Source organism: Vibrio sp. 10N.261.46.E11, from assembly GCF_041472735.1.
In the GTDB taxonomy this organism is placed as follows: Bacteria; Pseudomonadota; Gammaproteobacteria; order Enterobacterales; family Vibrionaceae; genus Vibrio.
In genome coordinates this window covers 69288-84901 of sequence record NZ_JBFRQW010000033.1, presented here as the reverse complement: position 1 = coordinate 84901, position 15614 = coordinate 69288, and the positions used below count along the sequence as shown (strand labels likewise).

18 protein-coding genes and 1 other RNA gene are annotated in these 15614 nt (G+C 45.0%); 9 read left to right on the top strand and 10 right to left on the bottom strand.

Features of this window, described 5'->3' with window-relative positions; all coding sequences use genetic code 11:
* Positions 1-85: 85 nt before the first annotated feature.
* From AB4407_RS11545 to rpoE, 4 genes are read right to left on the bottom strand one after another with little or no spacing between them, the layout of a single operon-like run.
* Positions 86-556, bottom strand: a complete 471-nt coding sequence (locus tag AB4407_RS11545) for a SoxR reducing system RseC family protein (protein WP_372120646.1) — start codon at positions 554-556, stop codon at positions 86-88.
* On the bottom strand, positions 553-1515 hold the full coding sequence (gene rseB / locus AB4407_RS11540; protein WP_372120645.1) for a sigma-E factor regulatory protein RseB: 963 nt from the start codon (positions 1513-1515) through the stop codon (positions 553-555). Before rseB ends, AB4407_RS11545 begins: the two co-directional genes overlap by 4 nt.
* A complete protein-coding gene (locus AB4407_RS11535) occupies positions 1512-2135 on the bottom strand; it encodes an RseA family anti-sigma factor (RefSeq protein WP_372120644.1) in 624 nt (207 codons plus the stop codon). Before AB4407_RS11535 ends, rseB begins: the two co-directional genes overlap by 4 nt.
* A gap of 26 nt (positions 2136-2161) precedes the next feature.
* A complete protein-coding gene (gene rpoE, locus AB4407_RS11530; protein WP_008223963.1) occupies positions 2162-2740 on the bottom strand; it encodes an RNA polymerase sigma factor RpoE in 579 nt (192 codons plus the stop codon).
* 389 nt (positions 2741-3129) lie between these two features.
* On the opposite strand from rpoE, the gene nadB reads away from it, so the two are divergent.
* Positions 3130-4746 carry an L-aspartate oxidase gene (gene nadB / locus AB4407_RS11525; protein ID WP_009847657.1) on the top strand — a complete coding sequence of 539 codons (1617 nt, stop codon included), beginning with the start codon at positions 3130-3132 and terminating at the stop codon, positions 4744-4746.
* Positions 4747-4809: 63 nt separating this feature from the next.
* On the opposite strand, the gene AB4407_RS11520 is transcribed toward nadB, so the two are convergent.
* Entirely contained in the window at positions 4810-5250 is a 441-nt protein-coding gene (locus AB4407_RS11520; RefSeq protein ID WP_372120643.1) for a protein YgfX, read from the bottom strand.
* Complete coding sequence (locus tag AB4407_RS11515) at positions 5198-5458, bottom strand: succinate dehydrogenase assembly factor 2 (protein ID WP_004735374.1); 261 nt, start codon at positions 5456-5458, stop codon at positions 5198-5200. Before AB4407_RS11515 ends, AB4407_RS11520 begins: the two co-directional genes overlap by 53 nt.
* 167 nt (positions 5459-5625) lie before the next feature.
* On the opposite strand from AB4407_RS11515, the gene ygfZ reads away from it, so the two are divergent.
* The 3 genes from ygfZ to AB4407_RS11500 all read left to right on the top strand — a co-directional run bounded on the left by ygfZ (position 5626) and on the right by AB4407_RS11500 (position 7831).
* Positions 5626-6597: a tRNA-modifying protein YgfZ gene (gene ygfZ, locus AB4407_RS11510; protein WP_372120642.1), complete on the top strand. Its 972-nt coding sequence runs from the start codon at positions 5626-5628 to the stop codon at positions 6595-6597.
* A 4-nt stretch (positions 6598-6601) separates the two neighbouring features.
* Complete coding sequence (locus tag AB4407_RS11505; RefSeq protein WP_372120641.1) at positions 6602-7063, top strand: aminoacyl-tRNA deacylase; 462 nt, start codon at positions 6602-6604, stop codon at positions 7061-7063.
* A gap of 561 nt (positions 7064-7624) precedes the next feature.
* Positions 7625-7831, top strand: a complete 207-nt coding sequence (locus tag AB4407_RS11500) for a DUF1107 domain-containing protein (protein WP_009847660.1) — start codon at positions 7625-7627, stop codon at positions 7829-7831.
* Positions 7832-7981: 150 nt separating this feature from the next.
* Here AB4407_RS11500 and AB4407_RS11495 read toward each other — a convergent pair whose 3' ends face one another.
* Genes AB4407_RS11495 through AB4407_RS11485 form a run of 3 tightly spaced genes read right to left on the bottom strand, consistent with a single transcriptional unit; the run spans position 7982 to position 10992 of the window.
* Complete coding sequence (locus AB4407_RS11495; RefSeq protein ID WP_372120640.1) at positions 7982-9202, bottom strand: FAD-dependent 2-octaprenylphenol hydroxylase; 1221 nt, start codon at positions 9200-9202, stop codon at positions 7982-7984.
* 11 nt (positions 9203-9213) lie between these two features.
* Entirely contained in the window at positions 9214-10392 is a 1179-nt protein-coding gene (gene ubiH / locus AB4407_RS11490; RefSeq protein WP_372120639.1) for a 2-octaprenyl-6-methoxyphenyl hydroxylase, read from the bottom strand.
* 24 nt (positions 10393-10416) lie between these two features.
* Positions 10417-10992 (bottom strand): YecA family protein, encoded by a 576-nt coding sequence (locus tag AB4407_RS11485; protein ID WP_372120638.1) that lies wholly within the window; start codon positions 10990-10992, stop codon positions 10417-10419.
* 307 nt (positions 10993-11299) lie between these two features.
* Between AB4407_RS11485 and zapA the strand changes: the two genes are divergently transcribed.
* The 5 genes from zapA to serA all read left to right on the top strand — a co-directional run bounded on the left by zapA (position 11300) and on the right by serA (position 14680).
* Complete coding sequence (gene zapA, locus AB4407_RS11480) at positions 11300-11608, top strand: cell division protein ZapA (protein ID WP_004735366.1); 309 nt, start codon at positions 11300-11302, stop codon at positions 11606-11608.
* Between the two features lie 11 nt (positions 11609-11619).
* A non-coding RNA gene (gene ssrS / locus AB4407_RS11475) (6S RNA) lies at positions 11620-11802 on the top strand.
* Between the two features lie 6 nt (positions 11803-11808).
* Positions 11809-12408: a 5-formyltetrahydrofolate cyclo-ligase gene (locus tag AB4407_RS11470; RefSeq protein WP_372120637.1), complete on the top strand. Its 600-nt coding sequence runs from the start codon at positions 11809-11811 to the stop codon at positions 12406-12408.
* Positions 12409-12532: 124 nt separating this feature from the next.
* Positions 12533-13189: a ribose-5-phosphate isomerase RpiA gene (gene rpiA, locus AB4407_RS11465; RefSeq protein ID WP_009847664.1), complete on the top strand. Its 657-nt coding sequence runs from the start codon at positions 12533-12535 to the stop codon at positions 13187-13189.
* 261 nt (positions 13190-13450) lie between these two features.
* Positions 13451-14680, top strand: a complete 1230-nt coding sequence (gene serA, locus AB4407_RS11460; RefSeq protein WP_055319631.1) for a phosphoglycerate dehydrogenase — start codon at positions 13451-13453, stop codon at positions 14678-14680.
* Positions 14681-14797: 117 nt separating this feature from the next.
* Here the strand turns inward: serA and AB4407_RS11455 are convergent, their stop codons facing one another.
* Positions 14798-15505, bottom strand: coding sequence for an oxidative stress defense protein (locus tag AB4407_RS11455; protein ID WP_372120636.1), 708 nt, complete (start codon positions 15503-15505; stop codon positions 14798-14800).
* Positions 15506-15614 lie beyond the last annotated feature (109 nt).

Below are 15614 nucleotides of genomic sequence, written 5' to 3'. Positions count from 1 at the left end.
CATCCAATCTACAGTCAGCATTGGTGGCGGCATTTCAATCAAGTTGGCAGATTCTACCCAATTTAAGGGCAATAAGCATCATAAATTAGATGAGAGACTTGCCTAGGATTCTAATCAAGACAACTTCTTGCTTGGATTTGTCTTCCATTGGTTTAGCTAAGCGCTTCGCCAAACCAATACCACCAGCAGTAAACAGCGCTGCAGTTAAGATAACAATGCCCTCGCCCCCTTGGAATAAGGGTTGTAACAAGAGTTGTCCAAAACCAGCACCAACCATCAACATGAAAAGCGGGATAAGATAAACAATAGCTGCAGACTGAAGTAGGCTTTTTTCTGGAAAGCCAATTTCTACGATCTGGCCTGCTTTGACTAGGCTTTGGGTTTTAAGCTGCCAAAACAAGGATTTATTGCCAACAGCCTTGCTCACAATACCCGTTCCGCAGCTTTTTTGAGATGAGCAGCTACTGCAACTGGTTTGTTGTTCGCAACTCAGTTGAACAAAATATTGCTTACCTTTTTGTTCGACTGAGCTAACGGTTGCCAACGCAGTCATCATTGCGCTGGTGCCGGTTTATTGAACGTGACGGATTGAGCGATACGCTTGGCCGTTGCTGGCGGAATATCACCAACCACAGAGATTTCTTTGTCGCCAATCACTAAGCTGTGCAAGGTTCTTCGCCCTTGGCGTACCAGCTGTCCTTTCAATGAATGTTCGTCTTTATCGGCGATATAAACCGAAAAGCTAAATAATCCATCACTGAAAAGCTGGCTTTCAACCATTTTCTCGGTCGCAGCCATTTGGTAACGGCTGAGTTCTTTCGATTTAAATCCTTCTGGCACCCAAGACGCTTGCCAGTTAGTTTCACTCACCAAGCCTTCCGGCAGTGATAAGACTTTTGGTAATTGAGCTTGGTTCAAGCCACCCATCGCCTCAGCAATCTTGTCGTTCACCACGTAAGAGATCGTGCGGTACTGTTCAAGCACTTCGCCATCACGGTCCAAAAGGTCGGCACGCAAAGGAAGGCTTGTTTTCTCGTCTACCCAAACCACGTAAGAATAGCGAAGGCCGTCTTTCGGCACGACGCGTAATACTTGCGTGGTACTGCCCGCTTCACGAGAACGCCCAACTTTTACAAAATCGTAGTATTGGTTGAGAGAATCGATATCTCGATTAATCATCGGTATGACAGGTGCAACCATGCTGCCAGACTGAATAGTAAATGGCTCTGTACCCGGTTCGATGTAGCTAACTTCATTGCCACGTCGAATAACCTCACGAACAGGGCCGCTTAGATAAACAAGGTGTGCAAGTTGTTGGTCGTCGTTAACTGCATGACGATAAAGCAGAGGTTCAATACTGCTCTTCTTTATCAATATGTAGGAGAGTTCGTAATTTAGATGCTGACTGGCCTCGTTCATTTGATGTAACAAGGCCTTTGCAGTGGTTTCCTCTGCAAAGGCTGTTGGAGACATCAAGCTGAACAGTGTCAGTGCACTGACCAGGATTTTCTTCATTCAATATCCGATTCTAGGTGTGCATCTTCCATTGGCGATGCATCACTGTTTAATCTTAGTTGTAGCTCATAATCTTCTAACAATGCATGAACGCGTTTGCGTTGCTCTTGCATGTTAGCTTCAGATGCAGGTCTCTCAACAGAGTCACGCGTTAAGCTTACTGGTTCCGCAGAACCTGCAAATGGAATCGTCTGGAGTACAGGCAACTGCTCTGGAGCTGCAGGATCGCTGCCGCCATATTGCTGAACACCTAATACAACTGCTAATGAAACACACGCCGCCACGGCAACTTGTCCAAACTGTTGTAACCATGCAGGAAGCTGACGCTTCGCTTGCTGAGGTTTAGGCTGCTCTTCAATTGGAGCAACAGTAGGTTCAACATTCACTTGGTGCAGGTTCGACATTGAACCATGTACAGGCTCATCATCAAGCGCTGCCGCTACACTGTTAGCAATGTTCCACTCTGGAGTTTCTGGCGCATCCCCACGCATAACATCACCAATTAAATGGTAACTCTGCCAGGTATCCATGCTTTCTTGATCAGATTCGAGATCTACTATGAGAGCTTTATCGATCGTTTCACCATCCATGAGTGCCGAAAGCTTTTCTTTATCAGCCATTATTTTCACCATAATTATTACAAGTTCTAGCGTTGTAAAAGAGGTTTAATTTTCTTTTCTACCGCTTCACGAGCTCGGAAAATACGCGAACGTACGGTTCCTACAGGGCAATCCATTACTTCTGCAATCTCTTCGTAGCTCAAACCTTCGAGCTCACGCAACGTCATTGCAGTTTTTAAGTCTTCGGGTAGCGCTTCAATCGCTCCAAAAACAACTTGTTTCAATTCTTTTGACAGCGTTAAGTTCTCAGGGTTCGATATTTCTTTTAACGCGCTGCCTGTTTCGTAATATTCTGCATCTTCTGCATCTACATCTGTTGCTGGCGGCCTGCGGCTCTGGGCAACAATATGATTTTTAGCGGTGTTCACGGCAATTCGGTACAACCATGTATAGAAAGCACTCTCACCACGAAAGTTAGGTATCGCGCGGTAAGCTTTAATAAAAGCTTCTTGTGCTACATCAGGTACATCACCGGAATTATTCACGTATCGAGAGATAAGATTACAAACTTTGTTTTGATACTTAACCACTAATAAGTTAAATGCCTGCTTATCTCCACTCTGAACTCGCTCAATCAACACTTGATCGGTTAGCTGCTCGTTCATTCGAGCGGGTACTCCTATTGTTATAACCCTTACCTTCACAGATATGGGTACTAATTATGCGAAATGTAGTATTGACACCACCGTCTACAAGAGCACTATTGTGACTAAGCCAAATACCGAAAGTTCCAACTTTCCTAAAATTATTTGCCATTATTGTTTCACAATGTGATGTAATAAAAATAGTTATCCCTATCAATTTGGGGAAACTTGAGCAAAAGCAATGGTATTGAGCAATTAAATATTTCTAGATAGCTGTCTATATATTGATTTTGTGTCGTGTTTTAGGATGACTAGGGAAAGATTATAACAGTCTTACCCAAACTCCTAAAACAAGACGAAGTCAATTGAGCATGGACAACGCGACTATAGCCCGGGATTTAATAAGTTTTATGAACGCAAACCGAGAACATCAGTGTGATGTATTAGTGGTAGGAAGTGGTGCGGCAGGTTTGTCATTAGCCTTACGCGTAGCAGAACATGCAAAAGTAATTGTATTAAGCAAAGGACCACGCAGCGAAGGATCGACGTATTACGCACAAGGTGGTATTGCTGCGGTGTTCGATGAATCGGACAGTATTGAGTCTCATGTAGAAGATACTCAAATTGCTGGGGCTGGGTTATGCGAAGAAGATACCGTTCAATTCATTGCTGAAAATGCTAAAGAGTGTGTGCAATGGCTGATTGATGGTGGTGTTCCATTTGATAAAGATGAGAACAGCACAGAAGGCCAACCAAAATATCACCTCACTCGTGAGGGCGGCCACAGTCACCGCAGAATTCTGCACGCTGCCGATGCAACTGGCATGGCGATGCAAACCTCACTGCAAGATAACGTCAAGAATCACCCAAATATCGAGATCTTCGAGCGTCATAATGCGCTGGATTTAATCACCGAAGATAAGATAGGTGGTTCGAAAGACAAGGTTATCGGAGCCTATATTTGGAACCGTAACCAAGAACACGTTGAAACCGTGCGCGCTAAATTTGTTGTATTAGCAACAGGCGGCGCTTCAAAGGTTTACCAATACACCTCTAACCCAGATGTCTCTTCAGGTGATGGTATTGCTATCGCTTGGCGTGCGGGTTGTCGTGTGGCAAACCTTGAGTTCAACCAGTTCCACCCGACTTGCTTATTCCACCCAGAAGCGCGTAACTTCCTACTAACGGAAGCATTGCGTGGTGAAGGTGCCTATTTACGTCGCCCAGATGGGTCTCGCTTTATGAAGGACTTCGATGAGCGCGGTGAATTGGCTCCACGTGATGTAGTTGCTCGTGCGATTGACTTTGAAATGAAGCGCTTAGGTGCTGACTGCATGTATGTTGATATCAGCCACAAGCCTGAAGAATTCATCACAACGCATTTCCCAATGATCCATACTCGCTTGATGGATTTGGGGATTGATATGACCAAAGAACCGATTCCAATCGTTCCGGCAGCTCACTACACTTGTGGTGGTGTCATGGTCAATAAGCAAGGTCAAACCGACCTCACTAACCTATATGCGATTGGCGAAGTGAGTTATACCGGCTTGCACGGTGCAAACCGCATGGCTTCAAACTCACTGCTTGAGTGTGTGGTATACGCGTGGGCAGCAGCAAAAGATATCGTTGAAAACATCGACCAATCTCAACTGTGCGCTGAACTTCCGGCATGGGATGAAAGCCAAGTCACCAACAGTGATGAAGAGGTTATCATTCAGCACAACTGGCATGAGCTACGTCTATTCATGTGGGATTACATGGGCATCGTGCGTACTGATAAACGTCTTGAGCGCGCAATGCGTCGTATCCAGATGTTGCAGCAAGAGACTCACGAGTATTACAGCTACTTTAAGGTTTCAAATAACCTATTAGAACTGCGTAACTTACTACAAGTGGCTGAGTTGATGGTTCGCTGTGCAATGCAACGTAAAGAGAGCCGCGGCCTACACTACACGCTGGATTACCCTGAACTTGCAGAAGACAGCGGCCCAACCATTCTGACACCAGAGAAAAGCCAGTCTTAATTTTTGGTCATGGAAAAACGAAGGGAGCCTAGAGCTCCCTTTTCTTTTATCTTTGGTTCTTGTTTATCCAATGCTTTCGTTTATCAAACGGACTCGTTGCAAATGCGCCAAGAAGTGTCGATATTCACGTTCATTGCAACTATCTCGCCACAACAAGACTGAATATCCGCACTCAAACTGCAATTTAACGAAGAACTGCGCCCAAATCTTATCAACGGACTTAAGTGTGTAGGCTTGTTCATTGAGTCGGATCTCGCCATCTTCTTTATAGTCAAAGCACCCATGTGCTGTATTCAAGATTACGTGACTGGCTTTAAACAAACTGAACACTAAAGCTAAACAATAGAGGGCAACAGCGAGTGGAATAGAAGAGAAAACGATGAAAAACAAAAGGCACCCCAAAACAGTGCCTTTTGCAAATAATGCGGAATACGAAGGGTTAAGCTGAAGCTTAACGAACCTTGCTGAGGTTATGCGCGACAATTTTATCAACCATTGAAGCATGGCCTAGGTTTTCACTGCGTCCGTGTCCCATTACCCAAGTAAACAGGTCTGGGTCATCACACTCTAATAGAGAAACAAACTCACGCTGCTCCTGCTCTTGCAATGAATCAAAACACTCTTCGAAAAATGGCATGATAACTACGTCAAGTTCCAACATGCCACGACGGCAACCCCATTTAATTCGTGCTTTCTGCTCTGCAGTGTACATTGGCTATCCTCACCTATAATTTTTCTTTCTCGGAGTGTAACAAGTCATACGCTCTGCAACTACTATGTGAGTCACAGTCCCTATCTAAGCTCACAAAAAAACCTAAGCTGACAAAGAAACAGAACCGGATTAACATAGAGCCAAATAAAATTCTTAGGAAAGATAAAATGGATTGGAAAAACACATTTCAGCCGCTCGCTCATACGCAAAATGAATCGCTTCCAGAACTGATGATGACACACGTGTCAGATTGGAGCGCAATTACCATGATAGGCGACGACAAAAAGTCGTACTTACAGGGTCAAGTAACGTGTGATGTCGTCACTCTTCCTAATGATGAATCGACATTAGGTGCGCATTGTGATGCGAAAGGAAAGGTATGGAGTATCTTTCGCTTGTTCCACCACAACGGTGGCTACGCACTCATGCAGCCTAAGTCTGCGATTGAAGTCGAATTAGTTGAAATCAAGAAATACGCTGTATTCTCTAAGGTTGATATCGAGCAAACGTCTGACGTTGTTATCGGTGTCATGGGCGCGTCAGCTGATCAATACATTGACTCAGTTTCAGAAAGCCAAGGTAAAGTGCGTGTAATCTCTGGTGGCACCGCTGTTCAAGTCTCTGACAACCGTTGGGCTCTACTTGTTACGCAAGAAGCAGCAGAAGCCTTGGTATCAAGCTGCACTGCAGAAAAAGTATCAGAAGCGCTTTGGCAGTATCATGAAATTCTTGATGCTCAGCCGAACCTATCGAAAGCAGAGCAAAACGAACACATCCCTCAAGCACTCAACCTGCAAGCGATTGGCGGTATCAGCTTTTCAAAAGGCTGTTACACAGGTCAAGAAACAATTGCTCGTGCTAAATACCGTGGCATGAACAAGCGTGAAATGCGCATTGTTTCTGGCCCAACAGGGGAAGTGCTAACACTAGATAACCCTATTGAACTAGAGCGTAGCGTAGGTGAAAACTGGCGTGGCGCAGGCCGACTATTAAACGTCTATCAATTTGCTGATAACCAAGCGATTGGTTTAATGGTATTGCCAAACAACCTGGATGACGATGTTCAGCTTCGATTGACTGCGCAGCCTGATCAAGTGTGGAATATCCTGCCACTGCCTTACAGCCTTGACGAAGAGTAGCCACGTGGAAACACTGATTACACAATGGCTGGATCAACAGCAGGTGAAGTATCGCCTGCTGATGCAAAGTAAACCCACCACCAGCATCGAAGAAACCGCGCAAGAACGAGGCATTAATGCCTCTCAAATGGTCAAGTGCATCCTGCTTAAGGATATGGGAAACCAGTATGCGTTGGCCTGCACTGCTGGCGATCGCTCTATCGATCCAAAGAAAGTACGCTCGGTACTGAATTGCCGTCGAATGACCTGCGTATCACTCGCTGATGTTGAAGCCATCACCGGCTTTAAAGCTGGATGTGTTGGGCCTCTTGCTCTAAAGAGATACATGCCGATCATTTTTGATCCTTCCATTCAGAGCAACTCGACCGTTACCATTAGCTCGGGTAATCGAATAGCTGGTGTTGCGTTGGATCCCAATGATCTCATAGCACTATGTGCGCCGATCATCGCTGACATCAGTCGATGAACGTTTCGAACAGATCATGCTTCGCAAACTTCATTTTAATATTTCATTGAGTACATTTTTAGTGTGAACTTCGTCATAAGAAAAACACACCCACACTAAATAATTACTCAAAATAAAAGCATAAGTAGTCATAAGGTTGAATTTGCGTTATTGTGATTTTACTGACTAGCCTTTAAGCAAATCAGTACAAGTGAATCCACTGAGTAACATCAGTATCCACTTTTGTGTAATGCATCTGTGACTATTCGCCCGTTTTAGACGGGCTTTTTTTGTTCAAAATTTACAATTTGATTACACAAACAAAAAAATCCCGCCTATTCTTATACTTGTAACATTAGCACTGCTTAATACCGGATAGGAAAGTTCGTAGCAGTTCACTACTCAGTATTATTTTGGGGAGGAGCTCACGTAAAAATAGATATTTACTGAAGAAAGTGCTTAGAACAGCACAAATATCTAATTAACGTTAACTCTACTGCATATTACTCCATGCTTATCACAATAATTATCTCGGAGTTTTTCTATAATATGCAGGCTAGGTAAATATAAGGATAATTAAAAATGAGACTGTTTAAGCGCTATACACCGAGTATGATTGCTAAACATGTAAGTCGACTTTTCAAAGGACGAATCTACATTTACGGCGTAGGTAAATTTGAGTTTGATAACGGTAAACTCGTATTACCAGACCGAGCAGAGAAGCGTCACTTTCAAACCGTGAAAGAAATAAATAGTGAAATCATGAAACTGCGCTGCGCGTACGCATGATCTGATATTTTAAGAATTAGAAACAAAAAGGGTTGGCATTGTGCCAACCCTTTTTTCGTGTTCATGATGTCGTCAATTGCGATTAACTTTAGCGACTAACCATCACAACGGCTCACCCGTGCGCGACTATTGATTTGCGATTGTTGATTATTAGTGCGTAACTGGACGCTTAGCTAAATCGGGAAGATTGCCCGACAAACCTAGCGCTCGCTTCATGATCTCATCTTTCGCACCCGGTAATTGACCCGCAATCTTCATACCGATACCACGAATCAGCTTCTTAGCTGGGTTATCGCCTTCAAACAGATCTTTAAAGCCCTGCATTGAAGCGATCATCTTCGCCGCCTCTGCTTTTCTCCAGCGCTCGTAGCCACGAAGGTTACGCTTGGTACCAATGTCCTCGCCAGCAGCCCAAAGCGTTAACAGCTCTTGCGCTAAGCTTGCAGCATCTAATAGGCCAAGGTTCACGCCTTGCCCTGCTAATGGGTGAATAGTATGAGCAGCATCCCCCACCAAAGCGACACGCTCTACAACAAAGTCACGCGCATAACGCATGCGCAGTGGGAAGGTAAAACGGTCACCAACCACTTCGCATAAACCAAGTTTTGAGTCGAACTCTGCCGTTAGCTGCTTATTAAAATCAGCATCCGACATTGATACAAGCTTCTCGGCACGATTAGGCTCCGTAGACCAAACAATTGAGCTCATGTTACTTGGCTGCATTGGTAGAAACGCCAGTGGGCCTTGAGGTGTAAATATTTGACGGGCAACGCTGTTGTGCGGCTCTGTGGTTTTGATGTTCGCGACAATCGCACTGTGTCCGTAATCCCAATGTGTTAATGGGATATCTTGCTGCTTACGAACCCAAGAGTTTGCGCCATCCGCTCCAACCACTAACTTAGCGGTCAGCGCTTGGCCGTTATCTAGGGTTAACCACGCTTCGCTCTCGCCAATCGCCATCGTTTTACACGTTGCAGGCATATACAGGCTGACGTTGTCTTGCTTCTTAACCTGATCAAGCAATGCTAATTGAATCACACGGTTTTCAACGATATGACCAAGATTAGGCTGAGCCAAGCGTGTCGAGTCAAACTCAATACGGGCAAAGCTGTCTTGCTCCCACACTTCCATTGCTTGATACGGTGCTGCACGTCTTTGTTCGATACCTTGCCATGCGCCTAGATTACGAAGAACGACTTCACTCGAACGGCTCAATGCCGACACACGCACATCAGGTAATTCACTGAGCCCTTCGCTAGGTGCTTTGCCCTCTATCACGGCAATTCTTAGATCGCTGTCTTTCAGTGCAGCGGCAAGCGCTAGGCCAACCATGCCTCCACCGACAATCGCAATATCAACACTTTGCATCATTATTTATTACCTTATCTTTCTACTAGGCCAAGCGTATGACGCAAAAGTGGACCTTTAAGTGGTGGGAGGCTATCAATTACGGCTAACCCAAGATTTCGCCCAATACGAGCGGTCAAAAAATCGTTTGAGAACAGGTGAACTAGGCTTGAAGTCAACGTGATCGTTGCGTCTCTATCTTGTTCTCTACGTTTTCTAAAGTTAACAAGACCACGGTAACGACCCACATCATCCAACTGAGTACACAACTCTTCTGCCAAGGAAGCCACGTCTCGGATACCTAGGTTAAAGCCTTGCCCCGCAATGGGGTGAAGCGTTTGAGCAGCATTACCAACAATCGCGAATCGATGAGAGATATTTTGCTGTCGGTGACGAAGAATCAGTGGATAGCTCGCACGCTTGCCGACTTTCTCTAATCGGCCAAGTCGCCAACCAAAATCGCTCTGAAGCTGCTCAAGGAATTCGTCGTCGTTAAAAGCCATAACTTTATCGACTTGCTCCGGCGGTAAACACCAAACCAAAGACAAACGGTTATCACTCATCGGCAATAGAGCGACTGGCCCATGATGGGTAAAGCGCTCAAATGCGCGACCTTGGTGAGGTTCACTCGCCACGATATTGGCAATCACAGCGACTTGCTCAAAGTCGTGCTCACTCAATGAGATATTGAGCTGTTGGCAACAGGTTGAGATTGCACCATCAGCTGCAACCAATAACTTAGTCGTTATGGTTTGCCCACTTGTCAGTTCAATCGTCGTCAACGCTTCTTCACGTTCAACTTTACTGACAGACTCAGGGCAAAGCATGGTAATTGCCGCTTCTGATTCAAGTTTCTGTTGATAGATTCGCCCCACATCGGCTAACTCGACCACGTAGCCAAGCGCATCTACAGCAAGCTCTTCACTGTAGATGTCTGTCATTCCGGCATGTCCTCTATCCGAAACATGGATATCTTTAATCGGGGTCGCTACTGGAGCGATAGATTGCCACAACTGCAAAGAATCCAGGATCTGCACCGTGCCATAGGACAAAGCAATCGAACGAGAATCAAACCCTGGATGAGCTTGATGATCAACCTGATAAGGCTCTACTACCGCGATCGATAGTGAACCTTGACTGAGGTGATTCAAAGCAAGGGCTAAGGTTGCCCCTGCCATTGCGCCACCAGCAATTACAACATCATACTGAGCCATTATAACCTCAAACCGACAAGCGGATTAATGAATGGTTGGAGCCGCATCTTCAGATGGGCGAGCGCCGAATTCAGCATGAATCGTTAATGCACACGCTTTTACGTGCTCAATAACTTGCTCTAGAAGTTGCGCTTGCTCTTCCAAATCATCTTCTTCGTCAATGCCTAGCTTGGCCATCTCTTCAAGATCAGCTAATGCTTCTTTGGTACCATCAGACGCTTTATTTAATTGAGCACCAACTAGACCCAGGCCAGAGATAAAGTGGTTAATCCAATCAGACACACCGTCAGCTAAATCAAACAAGCTTGCGCTTGCGTCTTCATCAGGCAATAACATAGACAATTCCATGCCTGAACCTGTGATTTCGCTGGTCGTTACTTTTAAGGTCGCTTCCGCTAACGTTAATGCGCGATCTGGCCACCCCATGCCTTCATTGGTGTAATCAAAGATAAGTGGTTGCCAGCTTTTATCTGCTAGGTTTAAGCCTCCGCTCAACATACCCGTTAATAAGCCATGCATCTCAGCAGGATTTACGGCTAGGCTTGCCGATTGAAGTTCAGTCGCAACCGTTAGGTAGTCAGGTAAAGTAGTTTCGCTCATCAGATAGCTCGCTCAGTTATTCTTTATATCGATAGTATAATCGTACCACTTCACCCCAATTCTGGTAAGCGTCGATCCTGAGCAATTGAAGGATGACTGACTACCAATTGTTCAATTTGCTGAATTACTGTGTGCTCAAGCTCTCATTTACAAACAGTCACTCTGAAAAGCTTGAATCTTAATAGCGGTTTACCTATAGTTTCTCCCTCAGAGGAGATTGCTTCCTCATCGGTACTTGCACTTTTTCTTTCTCAAAAAATGATAAAGAGCAACAGCCTTAAATAGTGCGTTAAAGAGTTCATCCATCATGAGTAATCAAGCGGTAGACGTTGAAATATTAGGAAAACTGACTCGAGTGAATTGTCCCCCAGGGCAAGAAGAGTCATTGATTGCAGCGGCGGCCGATCTTGATAATCGATTGAAAGAGATGGCTGAACGTACTAAGGTAACCAATGAAGTAAAGCTGCTAACGATCGCAGCTCTGAATATTTGTTATGAGCTACAAACCAAGAAGTTTGAAGCAAACGACGAACAAAACGCACTGACCGAGCGAATGGAACAGCTCACGACATCACTTTCAGATGTCCTCAGTAAAGTTAAGCACGGACAGCAATAGCGTACACAAAATTTACCCTGGAGTGTTTGTCAGAGGATTCACGTCCCCGAGCCGATAAGCAATCCCTAAGGGTTAGTACTTGAGTGCTATTGAGCATGCTCGGTCCGCCGAGAAGCCTACGGTAATCATTGCTGATCCGCCTTGAACTCGCTGGTTCAAGGGCCATCTATTCTCAACGGCACTTTGGGGTATCCCTTCTTATGAAGACGCTCACACGCAGCGAATTTCGCAAACAGATCCGCATCAAACGTAACTCCCTATCTAGCGAACAACAAACTCAATCCGGTTTAGATTTAGTCCAGCAGTGTGCTCAGCTTGATGAAGTTCAATCTGCTCAGCATATTGCACTCTATATATCCATCGATGGCGAACTCGATACCCAGCCTTTAATTGAATGGTTATGGGCGCAAGGTAAGCAAACTTATTTACCAGTATTGCACCCCTTCTCTGCCGGACATCTGCTGTTTCTGCACTACTCGCCAAGCACACCGACGGCTTTGAATAAGTACGGAATCGTTGAACCTCAGCTCAATCAATTGCTCGTCAAACCATGCCAACAACTCGATCTTATTCTCACACCATTGGTGGGCTTTGACTCTCAAGGGCATCGCTTAGGCATGGGCGGCGGATATTACGATCGCACTTTGGCTCGATGGTTCGAGACGGGCAATGGCGCAACACCTATTGGCCTTGCTCACGATTGCCAACATGTCGATCGCTTACCAATTGAAGGTTGGGACATTCCGTTACCTAAAATCGTGACTCCGAGTAAAACTTGGCAATGGGAAAACAACCATTAAAGCGCTATAATCGCGCCGCAAACGTTAACCTCGATATCCAAAAGTTACCCCAATATCTAAACGTTAACTTCATCATTACGCAAACGATTAATTCAAAGCGCAAGACCTTATTCAGGAGAATGGCATGACTCAAGATGAAATGAAAAAAGCAGCGGGCTGGGCAGCACTTCAATATGTTGAAGAAGGCAGCATTGTAGGTGTAGGTACTGGCTCAACAGTAAATCACTTCATCGACGCACTTGGCACAATGAAAGACAAAATCAAGGGTGCGGTTTCAAGCTCTGTAGCCTCTACTGAAAAACTAGAAGCGCTAGAAATCAAAGTATTCGAATGCAACGACGTATTCAAGCTAGACATCTATGTTGATGGCGCTGACGAGATTAACGGTTCTCGCGATATGATCAAAGGCGGCGGCGCTGCTTTGACTCGTGAAAAAATCGTAGCAGCTATCTCTGATAAGTTCATTTGTATCGTTGATGGTACCAAAGCAGTTGATGTGTTGGGTAAATTCCCACTGCCTGTTGAAGTTATCCCAATGGCGCGTTCATACGTAGCACGTGAACTCGTAAAGCTTGGTGGTGACCCAGTTTACCGCGAAGGCTGCACAACCGATAACGGCAACGTGATCCTAGATGTGTACGGCATGGCGATCGAAAACCCAAAACAGCTAGAAGATATCATCAATGGTATCGCTGGCGTGGTAACGGTTGGTCTGTTCGCTCACCGTGGTGCTGATGTAGTTATCACTGGCACGCCTGAAGGTGCAAAAATCGAAGAATAAATAATAGAAGATTGAGTTTTTCTGTTACTTCATTACAGACGGTGCCCTAGGGCGCCGTTTTTTTTGCTTTATTGCTGTAAAATTATGTCTTATTCCGTAATTTTCTTACCCAAAACATTTTTTTTTTGTTACTTTATTGTTCAGAAGACGCACAGGGAAAACGTTTGTCTCCTAACAAAGTGGTGAATTTGTTCCCCTTTCAGCCATTTTGTAGCACGTGCGCCGCATTTGCCCAACCTTTCCATTTTAAGGACGAGAACAATGGCCAAAGTTTCACTGGAAAAAGAAAAAATAAAAATTCTACTTCTAGAAGGTCTTCACCCTTCTTCTGTAGAAGTACTGCAAGCCGCTGGTTACACAAATATTGAGTACCACAAAGGCTCACTACCTGAAGATGAACTTCTTGAAGCAGTTAAAGATGCTCATTTCATTGGTATCCGTTCTCGCACCAACATCTCCCAAGAAGTTATTGATGCGGCTGAAAAGCTGGTTGCAGTCGGTTGTTTCTGTATTGGTACTAACCAAGTCAACCTTCAAGCAGCAGCAAAGCGCGGTATCCCTGTTTTCAATGCACCGTTCTCAAACACTCGAAGTGTTGCTGAACTCGTTCTAGGTCAGGTTCTATTACTGCTTCGCGGTATTCCAGAGAAGAATGCTCTTGCTCACCGTGGTATCTGGAAAAAGAGTGCAGACAACTCTTACGAAGCTCGTGGTAAGCGTTTAGGTATTATTGGCTACGGTCACATCGGTACTCAACTGGGTATTATTGCTGAAAACCTTGGCATGCGTGTTTACTTCTACGACATTGAAAACAAACTGTCTTTGGGTAACGCAACGCAAGTTCATACCATGACCGAACTGCTGAATAAGTGTGATGTGATCTCTTTACACGTCCCTGAAACCAACGAAACAAAAGACATGATGGGTAAAGAAGAGTTCGAGCGCATGAAGCCTGGCTCTATCTTTATCAATGCAGCTCGTGGCACGGTAGTTGACATCCCTGCTCTGTGTGGCGCTCTAGATTCTGGTCACCTTGCAGGTGCAGCGATCGACGTTTTCCCAACAGAACCAAAAACCAATGCAGACCCGTTTGAGTCGCCATTGATGCAGTTCGACAACGTGATTCTTACACCTCACGTAGGTGGTTCAACTCAGGAAGCACAAGAGAATATCGGTGTTGAAGTGGCTGGCAAGCTAGCGAAATACTCTGATAACGGTTCTACGCTATCAAGTGTTAACTTCCCAGAGGTATCTCTACCGCTACACACGGGCACGTCTCGTTTGCTGCACATTCACGAAAACCGCCCAGGTATCCTAACTCAGATCAACACCATCTTCGCTGAAGAAGGCATTAACATCGCGGGTCAGTATCTACAGACTGCGGCTGATATGGGTTATGTAGTTATCGATGTAGAAGCGGATCGTTCAGAAGAAGCACTGCTTAAACTGAAAGAGATCGAAGGCACAATCCGTGCTCGTCTACTTCACTAATCATCGAACTCGATATTAGTAAAAACAAAAAGGCTCTCATTTTGAGAGCCTTTTTAGTATTTGGCCTATCATAGGTAATTAGATCATCATGATCCAAAAACCTCTATAGCGATGTCATTACTCTTCGATCTGGTAGATCACATTAACGCGGTCGCGAATGGTGATCGTTGAGTCTTCATAAGAGTTCGATTCTGTTCTTGCATCCATCGCCATTGAACGCATTAGCACAGGCTGAGAAGATTGTGCATTGTAATCAACACGCCAAACATCACCTAGCTCACGCTCAAAACCACTCGCTAATGATTTCGCTTTCGAACGCGCATCCTTGATGGCTTCTAAGCGCGCTTGTTCTTGATACTTAGCTTGATCACGTACCTGCAGTTGAATGTTATCGATCTGGTTAATGCCCTGACCAATAGCAATATCCATGTACTCATTAAGATTAGCTAGCTCATTCACTTGAACGGTCACATTACGTGAAGCGCGGTAGCCAACCAATTCTGGTTTGCCATCTTTTGGATAATGGTACTGAGGAGATAGGTACAGATTAGAGCTGTGTACGCTCGCCTCATCTACGCCCGCTTGGTGCAGCTTATTTAGAAAGCCCGTTACCACTTTATCAACAGTACTTTTAGCCTGTTCAGCCGTCATCGTTGACTCTACCACTCTCACTGAGAATGTCGCCATATCTGGTGTCGCGATGACTTCACCATAACCTGTTGTTGAAATATGCGGAAAGGATGGAGAGTCAGCCAGTGATGGAAAGCTCACAGCACTCAACGCAGCAGTAAGAGACGTTGCTAACATCTTTGGTACAAACTTCATTAGGTAGACCTATGCTAAACAAATGTCCTTCCATCATAGAGTAATTTATCGTTTAGCCAATCCTGATTGTGCACATCTAACAGAACTTTGACGCTGAAAAAACCAACAA

What these genes read in the sequence shown, in the direction of transcription:
- AB4407_RS11545 (WP_372120646.1), bottom strand. Translation starts at nt 556, where the DNA reads ATGATGACTGCGTTGGCAACCGTTAGCTCAGTCGAACAAAAAGGTAAG.
- rseB (WP_372120645.1), bottom strand. Translation starts at nt 1,515, where the DNA reads ATGAAGAAAATCCTGGTCAGTGCACTGACACTGTTCAGCTTGATGTCT.
- AB4407_RS11535 (WP_372120644.1), bottom strand. Translation starts at nt 2,135, where the DNA reads ATGGCTGATAAAGAAAAGCTTTCGGCACTCATGGATGGTGAAACGATC.
- rpoE (WP_008223963.1), bottom strand. Translation starts at nt 2,740, where the DNA reads ATGAACGAGCAGCTAACCGATCAAGTGTTGATTGAGCGAGTTCAGAGT.
- nadB (WP_009847657.1), top strand. Translation starts at nt 3,130, where the DNA reads ATGAACGCAAACCGAGAACATCAGTGTGATGTATTAGTGGTAGGAAGT.
- AB4407_RS11520 (WP_372120643.1), bottom strand. Translation starts at nt 5,250, where the DNA reads ATGCTTCAATGGTTGATAAAATTGTCGCGCATAACCTCAGCAAGGTTC.
- AB4407_RS11515 (WP_004735374.1), bottom strand. Translation starts at nt 5,458, where the DNA reads ATGTACACTGCAGAGCAGAAAGCACGAATTAAATGGGGTTGCCGTCGT.
- ygfZ (WP_372120642.1), top strand. Translation starts at nt 5,626, where the DNA reads ATGGATTGGAAAAACACATTTCAGCCGCTCGCTCATACGCAAAATGAA.
- AB4407_RS11500 (WP_009847660.1), top strand. Translation starts at nt 7,625, where the DNA reads ATGAGACTGTTTAAGCGCTATACACCGAGTATGATTGCTAAACATGTA.
- AB4407_RS11495 (WP_372120640.1), bottom strand. Translation starts at nt 9,202, where the DNA reads ATGATGCAAAGTGTTGATATTGCGATTGTCGGTGGAGGCATGGTTGGC.
- ubiH (WP_372120639.1), bottom strand. Translation starts at nt 10,392, where the DNA reads ATGGCTCAGTATGATGTTGTAATTGCTGGTGGCGCAATGGCAGGGGCA.
- AB4407_RS11485 (WP_372120638.1), bottom strand. Translation starts at nt 10,992, where the DNA reads ATGAGCGAAACTACTTTACCTGACTACCTAACGGTTGCGACTGAACTT.
- zapA (WP_004735366.1), top strand. Translation starts at nt 11,300, where the DNA reads ATGAGTAATCAAGCGGTAGACGTTGAAATATTAGGAAAACTGACTCGA.
- AB4407_RS11470 (WP_372120637.1), top strand. Translation starts at nt 11,809, where the DNA reads ATGAAGACGCTCACACGCAGCGAATTTCGCAAACAGATCCGCATCAAA.
- rpiA (WP_009847664.1), top strand. Translation starts at nt 12,533, where the DNA reads ATGACTCAAGATGAAATGAAAAAAGCAGCGGGCTGGGCAGCACTTCAA.
- serA (WP_055319631.1), top strand. Translation starts at nt 13,451, where the DNA reads ATGGCCAAAGTTTCACTGGAAAAAGAAAAAATAAAAATTCTACTTCTA.
- AB4407_RS11455 (WP_372120636.1), bottom strand. Translation starts at nt 15,505, where the DNA reads ATGAAGTTTGTACCAAAGATGTTAGCAACGTCTCTTACTGCTGCGTTG.